14 protein-coding genes are annotated in these 16,671 nt (G+C 59.6%); 10 read left to right on the forward strand and 4 right to left on the reverse strand.

The window, feature by feature from the left end:
* Positions 1–42 precede the first annotated feature (42 nt).
* From G9U53_RS33995 to G9U53_RS21675, 3 genes are all read left to right on the forward strand, one after another.
* Complete coding sequence (locus tag G9U53_RS33995) at positions 43–165, forward strand: hypothetical protein (RefSeq protein ID WP_003943707.1); 123 nt, start codon at positions 43–45, stop codon at positions 163–165.
* A 219-nt stretch (positions 166–384) separates the two neighbouring features.
* Entirely contained in the window at positions 385–648 is a 264-nt protein-coding gene (locus G9U53_RS21670) for a GlsB/YeaQ/YmgE family stress response membrane protein (protein ID WP_047890188.1), read from the forward strand.
* A gap of 99 nt (positions 649–747) precedes the next feature.
* Positions 748–945, forward strand: coding sequence for a CsbD family protein (locus tag G9U53_RS21675; protein ID WP_007726588.1), 198 nt, complete (start codon positions 748–750; stop codon positions 943–945).
* Positions 946–978: 33 nt separating this feature from the next.
* Here G9U53_RS21675 and G9U53_RS21680 read toward each other — a convergent pair whose 3' ends face one another.
* A complete protein-coding gene (locus G9U53_RS21680) occupies positions 979–1,701 on the reverse strand; it encodes a hypothetical protein (RefSeq protein WP_063314882.1) in 723 nt (240 codons plus the stop codon).
* A 306-nt stretch (positions 1,702–2,007) separates the two neighbouring features.
* On the opposite strand from G9U53_RS21680, the gene G9U53_RS21685 reads away from it, so the two are divergent.
* The 4 genes from G9U53_RS21685 to G9U53_RS21700 all read left to right on the forward strand — a co-directional run bounded on the left by G9U53_RS21685 (position 2,008) and on the right by G9U53_RS21700 (position 8,389).
* Positions 2,008–3,969: a cellulose biosynthesis cyclic di-GMP-binding regulatory protein BcsB gene (locus tag G9U53_RS21685; protein ID WP_165639180.1), complete on the forward strand. Its 1,962-nt coding sequence runs from the start codon at positions 2,008–2,010 to the stop codon at positions 3,967–3,969.
* Positions 3,966–5,699 carry a glycosyltransferase family 39 protein gene (locus G9U53_RS21690; protein WP_064689397.1) on the forward strand — a complete coding sequence of 578 codons (1,734 nt, stop codon included), beginning with the start codon at positions 3,966–3,968 and terminating at the stop codon, positions 5,697–5,699. Before G9U53_RS21685 ends, G9U53_RS21690 begins: the two co-directional genes overlap by 4 nt.
* A gap of 46 nt (positions 5,700–5,745) precedes the next feature.
* A complete protein-coding gene (locus G9U53_RS21695) occupies positions 5,746–6,894 on the forward strand; it encodes a cellulase family glycosylhydrolase (RefSeq protein WP_058038946.1) in 1,149 nt (382 codons plus the stop codon).
* A gap of 571 nt (positions 6,895–7,465) precedes the next feature.
* Positions 7,466–8,389, forward strand: coding sequence for a UTP--glucose-1-phosphate uridylyltransferase (locus tag G9U53_RS21700; protein WP_007726597.1), 924 nt, complete (start codon positions 7,466–7,468; stop codon positions 8,387–8,389).
* Here the strand turns inward: G9U53_RS21700 and G9U53_RS21705 are convergent.
* From G9U53_RS21705 to G9U53_RS21715, 3 genes are all read right to left on the reverse strand, one after another.
* Complete coding sequence (locus G9U53_RS21705; protein WP_228232489.1) at positions 8,383–8,709, reverse strand: helix-turn-helix transcriptional regulator; 327 nt, start codon at positions 8,707–8,709, stop codon at positions 8,383–8,385. The two genes, G9U53_RS21700 and G9U53_RS21705, sit on opposite strands and share 7 nt — an antisense overlap.
* Before the next feature lie 261 nt (positions 8,710–8,970).
* Positions 8,971–10,407: a glycosyltransferase gene (locus G9U53_RS21710; RefSeq protein ID WP_257230690.1), complete on the reverse strand. Its 1,437-nt coding sequence runs from the start codon at positions 10,405–10,407 to the stop codon at positions 8,971–8,973.
* 29 nt (positions 10,408–10,436) lie between these two features.
* A complete protein-coding gene (locus G9U53_RS21715; RefSeq protein WP_232508984.1) occupies positions 10,437–11,906 on the reverse strand; it encodes a hypothetical protein in 1,470 nt (489 codons plus the stop codon).
* A gap of 872 nt (positions 11,907–12,778) precedes the next feature.
* On the opposite strand from G9U53_RS21715, the gene G9U53_RS21720 reads away from it, so the two are divergent.
* From G9U53_RS21720 to G9U53_RS21730, 3 genes are all read left to right on the forward strand, one after another.
* The gene (locus G9U53_RS21720; RefSeq protein ID WP_007726602.1) at positions 12,779–14,299 is read left to right on the forward strand and encodes a sugar transferase; all 1,521 of its coding nucleotides are present in this window, start codon (positions 12,779–12,781) and stop codon (positions 14,297–14,299) included.
* Positions 14,300–14,449: 150 nt separating this feature from the next.
* The gene (locus G9U53_RS21725) at positions 14,450–15,547 is read left to right on the forward strand and encodes a glycosyltransferase (protein ID WP_054187557.1); all 1,098 of its coding nucleotides are present in this window, start codon (positions 14,450–14,452) and stop codon (positions 15,545–15,547) included.
* Complete coding sequence (locus G9U53_RS21730) at positions 15,519–16,670, forward strand: polysaccharide pyruvyl transferase family protein (RefSeq protein ID WP_231916139.1); 1,152 nt, start codon at positions 15,519–15,521, stop codon at positions 16,668–16,670. Before G9U53_RS21725 ends, G9U53_RS21730 begins: the two co-directional genes overlap by 29 nt.
* The last annotated feature ends 1 nt before the right edge of the window (position 16,671 follow it).

The following is a 16,671-nucleotide window of genomic DNA, read 5'->3' on the forward strand; positions in this document are numbered from 1 at the left end:
GACGGCCGGGTATTGGTAGACCTCCCGATCGTGCACAGAGTCATGGATGTTGCTGTGGCACTGTGCGTCACGGTGCTCCTGGCGACCGTCACTTCGATGGCGATCGCGATCGTAGTGACGCTGATCATGTGCGCGTCGGTGAGTGTCGTTTCTCGTATGTGGTGAATCGCCAGTCATTTTGGTTCTGTCGTGAACACCTGATAGAAAGGTAAGCAGACAATGTGGCTGCTACTGAGTGCACGATCCCCCGCGTCGTGCGGCGGAGAGTCCGGTTGTGTGCAAACACAACCCGCGATCACGGTCTAGTTGCGCGGGCCGATCGCTCGGAACTCTCCCTTCACCGGCAGTCTCTCATTGCGCCGTCCCTTACCTCAAGGAGTCACAATGCTCTCACTCGGAATCATCGCCTGGATCATCATCGGTGGACTAGCGGGTTGGATCGGCAGCAAGATCATGAAAACCGATGCGCAGCAGGGGATCTTCCTCAACATCGTTGTCGGTGTGATCGGCGGCCTGATCGGTGGTTTCCTGCTTCGAGTCTTCGGCGTCGATGTCGAGGGCGCGGGCTGGATCTTCAGCTTCCTCACTTGCCTCCTCGGCGCTGTCATCTTGCTGTTCCTGGTCAAGGCAGTCACCGGAAAACGCTGACACATTTGTCCACGCAGTTCGAGTTCGACTGAATCCACGGCCGAATCCCACGGCCGAACGCACGACCGAATCCACACCGAATTCAAGAAGGAGAAATACATGTCTGACTTCATCGACAAGGCAAAGCACCGCGCTGAGGATCTCATCGGCGAAGCGAAGGAAAAGTTCGGAAACGCCACGGGCAACGATGATCTGGCTGCCGAGGGTGTTGCCGATCAGGGCGAGGCGAAGGTCAAGAAGGCCGGAGACACTGTCAGTGACAAGGTCTCGGATATCAAGGACAAGTTCACAAGCTGAGTGAGCTTCGGCGCGGTTGATCGGCAAGTCCGGTCAACCGCGCTTTTGTGTGTCTCCTCGGCCGTTGCGGCTACCGCGATACGCGAACTTGCGCGTTTCTGCGAGCCACTCCGGAAGCATGCGCATGTGGGCCGGCCTGTTCAGAATCGGATCGAAGGACGGCTGGAGGCAATCCGGGTGGTCCTCGACCTCGTCGAGACAGAGATGCCCGATCGGTATCAACTGAAGTTGAATTCTCGCGAGGTACACGGAGAAGTGCAGCGGGGAATGATCGACCGCAGCTTTCAATGCAGACAAAGAAGTGCCGGCCGGATGGACACCGCGCGGTGTCACGATCAGCCACGCCGCGGCACCGCCCGCGCGTGAGTAAGGAACCAGTGTGCTGTATCTCGCGCCGTTCCACGAGAAAGCCGGAGCTGGAAACATTTTCGAGAAGGTAGAAAGTCCTGATGTTGCGAGAAGAATGTCCCACGGGTTTTCATCTGCGCCGACATCGTGCAACCGAAGCGCCAGGCCGAGTACGTCGGGTAGGTCTCCGGGTGTTCCGAGGGCTTTCGACATTCGAGCGGTGACGGTAATCGTCGACGACTCCGATACCGGCCACCATGGGGTGGCCGGCTTCAATGTTCCCTTCAGTTCGATCCCGTGAGGGTGAAAAACCCTGGCCATGCGCAGCGATGATGCGAAGTGGAACGGCGCACCGACTAGCTTTCCGATCGCACTCTTGCCGGCGGGGATGATCGAATTGATCGTCACAGCTTCCTTTATCTGAGAATTCTCCGCCCGTGAAGCGCCCGGACTGGACGGACGTTCAGGCGTATTGACGGGCTTTTCAGTGGCGTCTTTCGACTTCCCGGTGGTGGTGATTGCTAATCATGTGACATGCCGTAACAAAAGTCTCGCCCGCCGGGATAATTAGCCAAACGCATAAATTGGTCGTTATGGTTTGTTTGTCCGTAACGGTGCGATCGGACCTGCGACCGTCGCGAACTGGCGAGATTGCTACTCGTGATTTGTGTTTGGTGATTGCGCGGAAACAAGAAATGTCGAGGAGACACGCTGATGGGCCACTCTCGAACCTGGCTGACGCGCGCGCTGGCAATGCCGGTGGCTGTCGCGGTCACTTTGTTGCTTCCGCTCGGCAGTGTCGCCTCCGCCCAGGATTTCGAGGACGACGCAGATACTTCGGTGGCCGCCGCAGCCACAACTCCGATCTCCTTCACCGAACTCGGACGAGGAACAGACATCGTGTTCTCCTCCGATGACGCACCCGTCTTGGTGACCGTGCCGGTGCCGGACGGACTCACCGCAACAGCCGTGACCGGAATCCTGACCGCCCCGACCGACTTCAGTAGGGGTTGGCTCGAAGTGACTGCGGACGGCAGATTGGTGAGCCGCGTCGACTTCGACGCCGGGCAGGCCGGAACCGGCCTACCGATTTCGGTTCCGTTGCAAGGTCTCGAAGTGGTCGACCGGAGCGTGACCGTGTCGATGATCGCTCACCTCGTTCCCGTCGACGACCGCTGCTACGACCGAACGAGATACCAGCCCCTTGCGCTCCGGGATGCCTTTGTCGCCTACGACGGTGCCGAGCAGCAGCCCACGACTGTTGCAACCTTCTTTCCGCCGATTTTGAGGAAGGCAACCATCTACGTCACGGATGGTTCGTCACGGTCACAGCAGAGTGCGGCTCTGCAGCTGAGTGCAGCGATTGTCAACAAGTACGGAAGTCAGCCTGACGCCGTGGTGGTGGAGCAACTGCCGAACGGCCAGAGTCTGCCGTCCGCTGAGCCGGGACTTTTCGAGAGAGCTGTAGTGCTCGGCAACAGTGGGGACGCCGGCATCGATCTCGCGGCTGCTCCGAGTGCTGCACCAGTGCTGCGAATTTCAGGGGACGACAAGACCCTCGTTCCTCAGGTCAGTCTGTTGGCGGCGAACTTCGACGGTTACTGGGCGGCGAGCAGGGCGCTCGCGTCACCGGACAACACAGTTGCCCAGATTTCCCAGGACGCCATCACCGTCGGTGAGCTGAAGCTCGGAACGTTGACGGCTTCCGGTCTCAATCACATCGAGGTCGACGTCCCGTTCAGCCAGTCGCAACTGGGGCGTCCGATGAAGGACGTGTCGATCCGAATGATCGGTTCCTATGTACCGCTGCCGAATTCACGCAACGGAGAACTGTCGATTTCGCTGGGGGACTCACGGCTTGCTTCGCAGACGGTGAACGAGACAGGGCGCTTCGACATCGGCGTCGATGTTCCGAACGAACTCCTGCGTCGTGACCTGACCTTCGAGGTCTCGATGGATGTGACCGGCGACTTCCAATGCGGCACCAGTAGCCCGTCTTCGCTCACTGTCGATCCGGCAAGCACCATTACGTCCACTACCGGATTCCCGCCGACGCCTGGAGGATTCCAGGCATTACCGCAGTCGATGCTGCCCACACTCGATGTCGGTTTGAGTCACGGTGATTTCGCAGATCTCGTTCGCGCGCAGCGCCTCGTTGTCGCGATGCAGCGGTTGAGCTATCTGCCGCTGCAACCGCGTGTGCTCCCGTTCGGCGACGCGGCGACCAGTTCGCTGCCGGCGTTGTTGATCGCGGCGGACGGGACGCTTCCCACTCCGGTGGCTCTACCCATGGACACAGCAGATCAAGGGCTCCTGCGCTTGCAGGGTCTGGAATTCGGTGGACAATACGGTGCCTTGCAGGTGGTTTCGGGTTCGCACAACGAAGTGGTGGCGCTGACCTCTGAGGGTGATGCGGCCGATGCCGACGGTCTGCTCGACTGGTTGGAAGGTGGGAAGGACCGGTTCGCAGAACTGACCGGCGATCTCCTGGTCGCGCCTCGGGGAGGTGAGCCCTTCGATGTCGGAGTCAACGTCGCCCCGTTGGGCACCGCGACCTCGGCCGAAGAGGAGACCGGACTGAGCGCGGTCACGATCGGCTGGATCGGATTCGGGACCGTGGTTCTGATTGCTGTTGCCGTCGGTGGTGTGCTCGTGGCTCGGCGTCGCGGACAGTGACCGTCACCGATCGCCCGGCCCTGTCCGTCGCGGTCCACGATCTACCGGGCCGCAAGCCATGGCGGATGTTCGTCGCGCTCTTCGCGATCTACACCGCGTTGGGCGTGTGGATGAACGCGGGTATCGGGTTCATCTTCACCGATTCGCTCAGCCGCGTCGCCGCGGTGTCGGCGATGCTGCTCAGCCGTGATCCGCACTTCGCGGCGATCGGGTTCGTGTTCACCCCGTTGACGGCGGCAGTCCAGATTCCGTTGGGCCTGATGGGTCATTGGTGGCCGGATCTGCTGCGGTGGAACATCACTGCGGTCGTGATGTCCGCGGCCTTCATGGCCGGTGCTGTGATTCAGGTACGTGGGATCAGCCGCGACCGTGGGTGTGCGCGATGGGTCACCGTCGTCCTGACCGTGCTGTTCGCTGTCAACCCGATGATCGTCATGTACGCGGCGAGCGGAATGAGCGAAGCTCCGTTCCTCTTCTTCGTTCTGTGGGCGACACGTCGGTTGATTCGGTGGATGCGAAGCGACGACGTACACGACCTCATCGGTGCCGGCCTCGCGTTCGCTCTGGCGTACCTCACCAGATACGACGCATTGGCCCCGCTGTTCGTCGCGGTGGTGCTGGTGACCGTGGTGAGTTGGCTTCGTTTCCGCCCGACTGCTGAGGAGCGCGGCGAGGGCGCGGGGCCTGGCTTGCGGCTCTGGGCAGCAGCCCTCGACGGTGCCGTAGTGCTGATGCCGGGATTCCTTGCCTTCGCCTTGTGGTCGTTTGCCAGTTGGCTCATCACAGGTCAAGCGTTCCAACAGTTCTCGTCGGTCTACGGGAACAGTTCCATCCTGGAGCAGGCTGGTGCCGGAACCGACTCACCGATCGCCCGTCTCGCGTTCTCGATTACCGAAATGGCCGTACTCGGCCCGGCGCTCCCGGTGCTCGCGGTCCTTGCAATCATCTACGCACTTCGGCGGCGCGACACCGAAGTGGTCGTGCCTCTTGTGTTGTTCGGCGCCATCCTCGGTGCCCAAACCTTGCTCTACGTGATGGGATCGACGTTTCCCCTTCTGCGCTTCTACATTTCGATCATTCCGCTGTGTTTCGTGTTGGTCGTCCTGATCGCACCTCGCGGTGCGCCGGTCGTCACGCGTCGACCGGGGGCTGCTGCGTCACGCTCGGTATCGACGTACCCCGAGCAGTCGGGGCCCTCTCTGCCCCTTGTGATCTCTCTGTGCTTGCTGGTCGGGTCGACGCTGGTCACGTTTGTCGCGATGGGTAATGCGCGGATCGCAGTGCTCGAGCATTCCATTGCCAGTGCGATCATTCCGGGCCGGCAGAACCTGGAGGAGCAGACGAATCTGCGCACGTTTGCGGCCGAGCGTCGCATCGCCAGATACCTGGACGACTTGGCTCTGCCGGAGGGGTCGGTTCTGCTCGACACCGTGCAGAGCTATGCCGTCGTGGCGTCGTCGAACAACCCTCGGCAATTCGTCGTGCCTTCCGATGCGGACTTCGTGCGCGTACTGAACAACCCCGCCGAACATCACGTCGAATACATCCTGTCGGTGCCGAACACCGGTCGCGGTGTGTCGGACGCGGTCAATCGGCGCTATCCGACGATGTACGACACCGGGGCCGGCGGTGTGGGAGCGCTGGTACTCGAGGTTCCCAACGACGGCGGCATGGACCCTTCGGCCTGGCGTTTGTATCGCGTCACCGGTGAACGGCAAACGGGTCGATGAGGCAATTCGTGTGGGAGGATTGTCCGTATGACGTGGATGGTTGTAGATGTCTTCTGAAGAAGTGCGTCCGCGTGTGCCTGGCACAGTGCGTCGCCGTATCGCTGCCGCTGTAGTCAGCTTTGCAACCGTCGCGGTGGTGACAGGAATGTTCACGACGCCGGTGGTTGCCGATTCGCCCAAGACGGTTCGGGTGGGAGCGTCGTCGAGCGGACTGACGCTCGACGGACAGCCATGGTGGCCTACCGGGCTGAATGCTTATCAACTGGCCACTGATTGGTCGGTGAACTTCGGCTGTGGCGCCATGGTCGATCTCGATGCCTACTTCGGTTCTCTGCCACCGAACTCCGTCACGCGTTTCAACGCGTTCCAGGCGCTCGCGGTGAACAAGGTGTCCGGGGATATGGATTTCGGCCCGATGGACGCGGTGTTCGACGCTGCGGCGCGACACAATCAGTTCACGATTCCGGTGCTCTCACCCCAGGACAGCGGGTGTGATGACGGGCTGTTCAAATCCAGGGACTGGTACACCGACGAGTGGAAGGTCGCGAACCTGATCCCAGGTCGAGCCACCATGAGCTTCCAGGACTGGATGCACACCGCCGTCGACCGTTGGAAGAACGAGCCTTCCGTCGCGGCGTGGGAATTGGTGGGGGAGCCGGAACCGAGCCTGTGTACCGATGCCGCCTGCAATTGGTGGACAAGAACGTGCCCGTCTGATTCCGCGCAGGTGTTGCGGGAGTTCTTCGACACGGCAGGCGCCGAACTTCGGGCGATCGATCCGAACACCCTGATCACGGCCGGATACGTCGGGGGCGGTCAGTGCGGCACTGCGGGTGACGACTACCAGTACGTGAGCGAGTCCGACTTCGTCGACGTTCTGCAGTATCACGACTACGGAGCAGACGGGGTTCCGCTTCCGGGCGACCAGTGGAACGGACTGGCGCGTCGCATCGAACAGGCCGCGAACGTCGGTAAGCCGTTGTTGGTCGCCGAGACAGGCGAATTGGCAGGCAGTTGTGAATCACTGGCGACCAGAGCCACGAATATCGAGACGAAGCTGACGGGGCAGAAGGTGGCCGGTACGGCCGGAGCTCTCCTGTGGGCATTCGTGCCGGATCCACGGCCGAACGAATGCACGATGGATATCGGGCCTGACGATCCACTCTTCGACGTGATTGCTTCACTGGCAAGTTAGGACACTGCGAGTAGTCCACTGGGAGTTCCGCCCAGTGGGAGTATGGTCACGATTTGATAACAACCTGAACCTGGTGTTGCGGCGTGATGATCGTATTTCGTTCGTATTCAATGGTATTCAGTGGCATTCACCTGTGGATAACCGAACTTGAAGGCTGGTGAAGTCGCACGGGACCATCGATGCGACGCCTCCAGGACCTACGTCCGGGTCGGCTGGGGACGGTCCGGTTGAGGCGCTGAGTTCGGAAGTTGTGTCGTACCTGTCTCTTTGGTCAGTTGCTACGTCCCGCCGTGGTCAACGTCGAAATACGATCACAACCGTTCGCCGCGGTAACGGGTAGTGCGCGGAGTGCGGCGCGCCCCTCGTGGAAGTGACATCGAGGGGTGGTGTGTAGCTCTCGCGCGCAACGAATTCCGAGTTCGAGTCAACTTGCGGCGGCATCGGCCGCCCGGTAGACCTTGTGCGCAGGCTGTACATGCGGTGTGAGCTTCGGTCGTCGAAATGGGGGGACGACCGCTGCATGCGCGTAACGGTAAGTGTGTGAAACATCGCGTGAGCGGAGAGGTGAACGATGACTGGGTGCGCTGAACGGCCTTTCAAGACTGCTGTGGTTCCGGCTGCCGGAATGGGGACTCGTTTCCTCCCGGCCACCAAGACGGTTCCGAAAGAGTTGCTCCCCGTGGTCGATACACCCGGGATCGAGCTGGTCGCCAGCGAAGCGGCGCAAGCAGGCGCGGAACGTCTGGTGATCGTCACTGCGCCGGGCAAGGCATCGGTCGTAGGGCATTTCGTCGAGGACCTGGTGCTCGAGGGCAAGCTCGCCGCCAGCGGGAAGCACCATCTACTCGAACGTGTGCGTCGGGCTCCGGGCCTGATCTCGGTGGAGCCGGTTGTGCAAGAGTCTCCGCTGGGATTGGGACACGCTGTCGGTCTGGTCGAATCGGTGCTGGATGCGGACGAGGACTCGTTCGCGGTGCTGCTTCCCGACGATCTGGTCCACCCCTGCGGCATTCTCGACGCGATGGCGAAGGTACGTGCCGAGCGTGGTGGTTCTGTGCTGTGCGCGTTCGACGTCGCGCCCGATCGTGTTGGGGCCTACGGAGTATTCGACGTCCAAACACCTGTGGAGGGCAGCGATCCCGATGTACTTGCCGTCATCGGCATGGTTGAGAAGCCGGCTCCTGAGGATGCTCCGTCCACTCTCGCCGCGGCCGGACGATACCTTCTCGATCGCGCCGTGTTCGACGCGCTCAGACGAATCTCACCCGGGCAGGGTGGCGAACTACAACTGACGGATGCGATAGCGCTGTTGATCGCGGAGGGGCATCCGGTTCACGTCGTCGTCCATCACGGAACCCGCCACGATCTTGGTAACCCGGGAGGCTTTCTGCGAGCATCTCTCGACCATGCGCTCAGTCGCACCGAGTACGGACCGGAGTTGCGAGTCTGGCTCAAGGAACGATTGGATCAGCCGGATCCGCAGCTGACCTACTGACTTGCAAGGCTATGCGACGCGGAGCGTCTCGCCAGCTCATCGAGGAGATCTTGCGTGCTGAGCGACGACAGCGAAATCGGCTTGTCGTCCAGACCCGACTCGTCAGGTGTCATGTAGCCCGCCGCGACAAGAATTTCCTGGACGTGGACGTCGAAGACGCGGCAAGCAGTTCTGATCGTGTCCTGCGTGGGAGGGCGTTTCGCGGACAGCCACCGACCGAGCTCGGAGGGGCGTATTCCCAGCGCACGCGCAGCATCGGCTACGTCAGTTTCTTGGCGAAGTTCCAGTTGATGCTTCACCCATTCCGAAAAACCGCTCATACCGGTCATAGTGCCTGAGTGCTGCGCGGTAAGCCAGCGCCGTCTCGACACGTAAGGCGCTCGACGGCTGATCTGTGATCATTCGGCAACCAATCACCGCAGTTCTCGCGTACCGGTAGTTAAGTTTTGTGACTGGATTGTGTGTTTACCGCAACCATCTAGCTGTGCGTTTTCCGGTGAAACCCGAAATCGGGTGAAATTGTGGGTGAGGCGGATCAGTAGACATAACTCACACCTGTGTAGAACGTGAGGGTTGCGTTGTCACGTGTTCAGACCGTGGAAGGTTTTTTCCCAGTAGGACGGGTTGCGAATCAATTGGTAGGTCCCCTTGATCGCCGCGATGCTCATCAGCACCCAATACAACGGAGCAGTCAGACAGGCGAGGAGGAGCATCGCGTTTCGCGTTTCTCGGCACGCCACGAGGTTCATGTAGAGAACAGCGGCATTACCGAATGCCAGAGAGATCAACGCGGGGAAATAGACATAGTTGGGGAAGACCTGGTGGATCACTTCAGGTTGTCCGAGAATCCAGTCCAGACTGATGAGCCAGAACACCATGTTCAAAGTGGCGACCAAAGGTGTGCCGGCCATGAGAATCGTGAATCGGAGAAAGCCGATCGGACCCAATCCTCGCCATAATTTGACGGGTTGGCGCATGTGGACGAGCCACGTCTGCAAATAGCCCTTGTACCAACGCGAGCGCTGTCTGATCCAGTTGATCGTGTCACTGTTGGCTTCTTCGAGCGTGGTGGAATTCAAGACCGCGGTGCGATATCCGCTCTCTGCAATCCGCACGCCGAGGTCCGCATCCTCCGTGACATTGAAAGGATCCCACGCCCCGATCTCGTCGAGGACGCTACGGCGTAGGTGATTCGAAGTGCCGCCGAGAGGAATCGGTGAATTGCTCCGCATCAATCCAGGAAGGATGAAGCTGAACCACAGCGCGTAATCGGCGGTGAACCACGCGGTCAACAGGTTCTGAGTTCCGTTGTGGAATGCAAGTTTGGCCTGAACACAAGCAGTGTTCTCGGGAAGTTTCGCGAAAGTTGCGACTACTCGACGTAATTGGAGTGGGTCGGGGGAATCCTCGGCGTCGTAGATCGTGACGATCTCGCCCGTCGAGAAATGCAGACCGTAGTTGCATGCTTTCGGTTTGGTTCGTGGATCGGCCGCGGGCACCTTCAGAATGCTGACGACCTCGTCCACACCGGCGGCAAGTGCAGCTTCGATAGTGACGGCGTCGTCTTCCTCCAGTAGGAGAAGGACTTGCATCTTGTCTGCCGGATACTCGATCGCTCGCATGGCTGCGATGAGGTCGCCGACGACTTCAGGCTCGTTGTATGCGGGGACCAGAATGGTATAGGTGGGAAGGTCGTCGTATGAAAGAGCAAGTGCCTCTTCGTCACTGATCGTCATGATCGAGGACGCATCGAGACCCCTCGTGAACAAGATCAGACGGTCGACCATCGCCCAGATGTATCCAATGGTGCAGATCAATGTCAGCGCGATGAGAGTCGGGACGAGGAAGAACACGAGGCTGACGACGACCAGCACAAAGCCTGCCAACAACGTATTTCGCTGCCACGGATAGAAGGCCACGGAGGCGGATGAGATCGGATGGCGCTCGCGTAGACCGTTCACTGCATCGTGCAGGGCGGCCTCGCGGTACTCCGCTGTATCCGGGTCACCGCTGACCACGACACTGTTGGACTGGCTTCGGTTTTCGTTCACCACGTCTGAGCCTCCACGAGTAGTCGAGCGAGTGCTTCGAGCATGTCCAGGTCCTTGTACTCGGATTCGGTGTCTTCGGTCGAGGTTTCACCACGCAGTAGAACGGCGAGGGTATTGCTACCGTTGGACGCCATCGACGGCTTCGGTTCGGGGAAGTAGGCGTCGGGTTCGTGATTGTCGACGCTGATCAGGCTGACTCGTTGCGCGGCTCCGTCGCCCCGCGTCCAGACGAAATTGAGATTGCTCCATGTGAGAAGGAGAGCGTCGTCGACGATCGTGTACATCTCGGCGACGATCCCGTGCGGCAGCTCCAGCGTGACCGTCGGGCTGACTCTCGCGTTCTCCAGGTCGTAGGTGGTCTTGCTGGGATACACGGCGAGCGTGGAGGGTCGACGGACCTGGACGACGTCAATCTGTACCGTGCGAGGCCGCATCTGTGAGTCCCAAGCGGGATTCGGAGTGTCGGCCCGAATGGTCTGACGACTCAGCTCGGAGGTGCTGCCGAAGTAGCGACGGGGCCAGTCGTATTCGGATGCTCCAATCTGATGCCAGCCCAGTGGAACGACAAGTCGAGGATCCGCAGTAGCCGGGGGCGGACCGACGTTGACTGTCAAACTTGTCGATGGCAGCGGCGTGAAGAACATCAGCACTGCGGCGGCAAACACCGCGAGGATGGTCCAGTTGCTTGTGGCTGTCGAGGGCTTTCGGAGTGGTCGGTCGAACGGTTTGAGCGACTTACCCCGGCGTTCGTACAGATAGAAGGCGCCGCCGACGACGATTGCGGTTCCGAGTGCCGGAAACAACTGCACGGCGAAAAGCGGAGCAGTGGGATACTTCTGAATCGTGAAGTAGAGAATCACCACACCGAGCACCGTTGCGGCGACGAAGGCGATCGCCCCTCGCCTCCACGTTCTACTGACGGCGATCGTGGTCGCGGCAGACGCGACAAGCACCATGAGGACGCTGTAGTCGAAACGAGTCCCGCCCATTTCGGTCGCGATGGCGCGGTAATGCAGCGGCGCCAAGATGATCGGGACCACCCAGATTGCCCAGTACCGATTGACCGGACGGAGGCCGAACATCAGAACCGCTGCGCTCCAGACGAATACCCAGGCTGCGATGACGTCGATATGCATCAGTTCGTAGGTCTCTGCGAAACGCGGTAGCAGGAGCGCTTGAAGTCCCAACGCGACGAAGAGACCGATGCAGCCGACTATCTTGTCGGTCTCACGATCGTGAATCGGAAGCTCCGGGCCGCGCCTCAAGTCTGTTCCGACGGCTGCAACCAGGCACAAGAGCGGTAGAGCGAAGACGTAGCCGATGGCAGTTCCGCTGGCCGTGCTCTGCCAAAGCTTGGTCCAGGTGGGCCAAAATGCAAAGATCGTGGCGAGCGCGATCATCAACCACCGCACTGCGAGTCGAGGAATGATCCCGGACTCGGAGCGGATCTCACGAATCTTCAACATTTCCAGTTCCATTCGCTTACTACCCGACATCTGCGTGCGATTCGAGGCTGCGCACCGCTGGGGACTGCCGACCATCGCCATCGGTCCGGCGCCATATGCAGACATTACTTGATCGAGACATATCGCCCTCGCCACGTCGAAGCGCCAGTCCCCGAGCAGTCCGGCCGGAACGTCTCACATGCTCACATCTCACATAGTGGGAATTTTGAAATCTTTTTTTCGGTACCCAGTGCGGGTCTGGGTTGGCCGGATGGCATGGCGGGATTTCGGGTCTGCCGAATTACTCCATATCGAAGGGCAATTCACTTGCGAATTGCAGAAAGTTCAATCAGGTCCGGCGGATTCGACCTACGGGGACATAGGTCCCCGGCGTGCAGGGACGGTTCTCGGTTGCGTGGATTCGGGTCCAGTTACCCATGCGAAAGAACTGTGGTCAGCAGTGAGAGGCAATGTCCGCTTTGTGAGCTATTGCAGTCGTCGGGACCTAAGCCCTCGACGTTTCCGCGGATTTACTCAATAGCTGAACTATAGCTACTAAATGGTAACTACAGCGTAAATGGCACCGTGACATTGCGGCGATTGAACGTGAACGATCGTCCAACATCCTTTGGGTGTGTGCTGGGAAGAAAAATTGCCGGTTAGAGTCTTGACCTGCAACATTATTCGAATTGAACTCCGGCCTTGGAGATGTTCTCATAGTACTCACGCGGCACGTGCAATGCCTCCGGATTATCGAGTTGCAATGTTGCCGATACCTAAGCGGAACATTTGCTCTTCTCCATCTTTAGCTGTGCCTGAAGCGTTCGGGTGCAAACGGGAAATTCCGAAGAACGGTCGGGGCCTGGCGGCTCGCAAACGGGAAGGTTGGTCAGATGTCGGCATTGGACATGTCCATGGCGCCGTCGCTCGGGTATCGGCGTCCGCGCATCGTGCCGGACTCCCGTGCGGAGTTTTCCTCGCGTGCTGCGTGGCAGCATCGATACATACGTGCTCTGGCAGTGACGGATTCGCTGATTGTCGTAGCGGCGGTTTCGGCTGCGCAGTGGCTTCGATTCGGCGCCGCGCCGACCGCCGTCGACGCTCGTGAGCTCGGGCAGTTCAGCTACACCGGTTTGTCGATCGGCGTGGTGATCGCGTGGCTAGCGACGTTGCAGATATTCAGGACCAGATCTGCGAGTGTGATCGGAAGCGGTCCTGAGGAGTATCGGCGAATCCTGGTGTCCGCGATGAGATTGTTCGGCGTCATTGCGATAGTAAGCCTTCTGCTTCGTCTCGATATCGCCCGGCTCTACCTCGCATTCGCGTTCCCTGTCGGCCTTCTCGCGCTACTGGTGAGCCGTTGGCTCTGGCGTGGGGTGATCGTGCGAAGGCGTACTCGCGGGGAGTGCCTCACATCGGTACTGGTGGTGGGCAGCAAGGATGCCGGCGCTGAACTTGCACGAAACTTCGAGCGGGGTAGCGCAGACGGTTTCCGCGTGGTGGGAGTGTGTGTGCCGGGGTTCCTTCGGCGCGCGGACGAGTCCATCGCAGTCGACGGGCGTGACATACCGCTCCTCGGTGGTGAGACATCGGTAGTCGAAGCGCTGGAACTTGTCGGCGCAGACACCGTTGCCGTGACGGCAACCGAACATCTCGGCTCGGATGGCATCCGTGCACTTGCCTGGGATCTGGAATCGCGGGACGTAGATCTGGTCGTTGCGCCAAGTATCGTCGACGTGTCGGGGCCGCGCCTGTCGATGCGGCCGGTGGCCGGTCAGCCTTTGATACGCGTCGAGCGCCCGAAATATCATGGTGCGCAACGCTTTGCGAAATCGTCGTTCGACGTAATTTTCGCGTCATTGTTACTGGCAGCAATTGCACCTGTTCTCCTGGCCGCGGCTCTGGCGGTCAAGCTCTCGAGCCCGGGCCCGGTGTTGTATCGAGCGGAGCGAATGGGACTGGACGGCAAACCATTCCCGATGCTGAAGTTCCGTTCGATGGTCCAGAACGCAGACTCACAGGTGGAGTCGTTGATGGCCCAGAACGACGGCGCCGGTGTGCTCTTCAAGATGCGCGACGACCCGCGCGTTACACCGGTCGGGCGCTTCTTGCGCCGTTACTCGATTGACGAGCTGCCACAGTTCGTCAATGTTCTTCGGCGCGAGATGAGCGTGGTCGGCCCCAGGCCTCCGCTTCGCCGCGAGGTCGAGGCCTACGACGGAACTGTCAGTCGCCGACTTCTTGTCAAGCCGGGGATCACAGGATTGTGGCAGGTCAGTGGACGATCGGACCTTTCTTGGGAAGAGACTGTACGACTGGACCTTTCGTACGTCGACAACTGGTCGCTGATGGGTGATGTATTGATCGTCGGCAAAACGTTGAAAGCGGTGTTGGCCAGTGACGGTGCGTACTGAGACGTGAATGCGGATTCGGGACCGACTTCAGTTCGTGACGTTCTCGGTGGAAAGGCATAGCTCCCCTTGATCTTTCGTACGTCGACAACTGGTCGATGGCGAGCGAGAACACGATCGTCGCGAAGGCGCTCAAGGCGATGTTGGGAAGTGATGGAGCAAATTGACCAGGAGAAGTTTGTGTCGGAACCGCCAAAGTTGAAGTCGTTGCTTGTTGTGGCGCCCTGGTTGGAAGGTGGGGGTGCACAGAAATCATTGTGCGGGTTATTGCGCGGGCTTACCGACACACATACGACCGTGGTCACTTTGTTTGCAGGCTGCCGCGACTTCAACGAGGTTGCGGACCTCGCAGACGAGTTCGTCATGCTCGACTATCCAAGGAGTCCTGGCGGACTGGTCGGAGCCAGTCGTGCCATAGCAACACATCTACAGCATTCGGATGTGGTCTATTCACTGATGAGGGGTAGCCATGTCGCACTAGGCGTTTCGAGTTTGCTCAAACGTCTTCCGAGTGAGCTGATTGCGACCTTCCATCAGTTGCCGAGTGCGGATGAAACTGGCGTTTTCTCCCTGGTCGAGAACATGCTCGTTCGTAAAGCACTTCGGCACGCAAAGCTGATCACCGCGCCTTCGGAATCAGCCGTGAGTCAGATTCGTCAACGACGTTACGGACCGCACGCTCGGCTTGTTTACGAGCCGAACTTGATCCGAGTTGACTCGAGAGAAACCATTCGTCGTGAATCTTCGGGGGCACCTCTACGGCTCCTGGCCTGTGGCCGTCTATCCAAGCAGAAGGGCTTCGATCGTATTCCCGAACTGCTGTCAGATATCGAGATTCCGTGTGAAATAAAGATCTTGGGATCAGGACCGGAAGAAGAAGACCTGAAACGGCGGTTCGGCAATACGAAGCCTTCTTCGCATACGGTGGAACTAGTGGGACGCGTCGATGACGTTGTGCCCTATCTGGATTGGTCAGACGCGGCATTTATGCCCAGCCGAAACGAACTCAACCCTGTGTTCGTATGGGAGGCGTGGGCGCGCGGCCGGCCGGTTGTTGCTGCCCATCTACCTGCATTCGAGGATCTGCGAACCTCCGGGCCGGTGCTCACATTTACCGGCGCGGCCAGCCTTCGGTCCGCCCTCGGCGTCGTATCGAGTGACGAGTACCGAGATTTCGCCTATTCAATGGGTTTGCAGGCGTCCCGAACCATGACGACCAGGAGTGAGATCGTTGCCCGAATACAATCGTGACCACCCGCGCATCCTGGTCATTCACGCATACAGTGCTCAAAACTCCGGCGACCGGTTGCTGGTGGAGGAAACACTCGAATTGCTGAGATCGGTGTGGCCGGATTCTGTCGTCGACGTGATTGCCACTGATGCCGAATCGTTCCGCCACCATCCGATCGCGAATCATGTCAAGTTTCATCAGTGGACGTCGGCATGGATTCCGAACCCGAAAAAGAAGGCATCCGTACGTGTTTCCATGCTGGCCAGTACCGTCACCGGCGGGCCGGCACCTGTCAGGATACTGTTCGAGCAAGCGGATTTGATAGTCGCTGTCGGGGGCGGATACCTTCGGGGTTCGTCCGTTTCCGAGGCCCTGAAAACTGCGGGGGCGCATTTCGGTCAACTCGATCTTGCCGCACGAAGTCGTGCGCGCAAGATCTATCTGCCGCAGAGTATCGGTCCGTTCCCGAACATTCTCCGTCGGCGTATCGCGAGTTCACTGAAGGCGATGGATCAGGTGCTCGTTCGTGACGATCGATCACGGGAATTGTTCGCCGACCTGACCAATGTCGAACGAATCTCGGATCTGGCGGTTCTCAAGATGGCGGAGGTCCGTACACCTCGTACTATCGAGATCACGCATGGCCCGGTAGTCGTGGCACGTGAGCTGTCCCGCCCTGGATCCTACGAGAACACTCTGTCCGACTTGGCTCGGTCAGATCATGTTGTATGGGCGATTCAGTCCACCGGTGGCGGAAACAATGACACTCCACTCACCGTCAAATACTCCTCGGGAACCCCAAAGCCATTGCAGCACTATCTGGAGAGCGCGGAGAATCGCGTCGTTGTCAGTACACGCCTGCATGGATCGTTGTCTGCATTGCTCGCCGGAAAGCCGAGTGTGCACCTGGGCTACGAACGAAAATCATGGGGAGCATTTCATGATCTGGGGTTGGAACAGTACGTTCTCGATGCCCGACGGACTTCGGCAACTCGCGTTCTCGACGCGGTGGAATCGATACGAGACGATCCAGCCACTTACTGGCGCCTGATCGATTCACGCATCGAGGCCGTCGCGTCCCAGAGGGAACGCCTACTCGGCTCCCTGGCTGTGCCATGCCACCTGCCGACGGCTGGCCAATGAC

Origin of the sequence: Rhodococcus sp. D-46 (assembly GCF_011290655.1) — a bacterium.
Taxonomy (GTDB): Bacteria; Actinomycetota; Actinomycetes; order Mycobacteriales; family Mycobacteriaceae; genus Rhodococcus_F; species Rhodococcus_F qingshengii.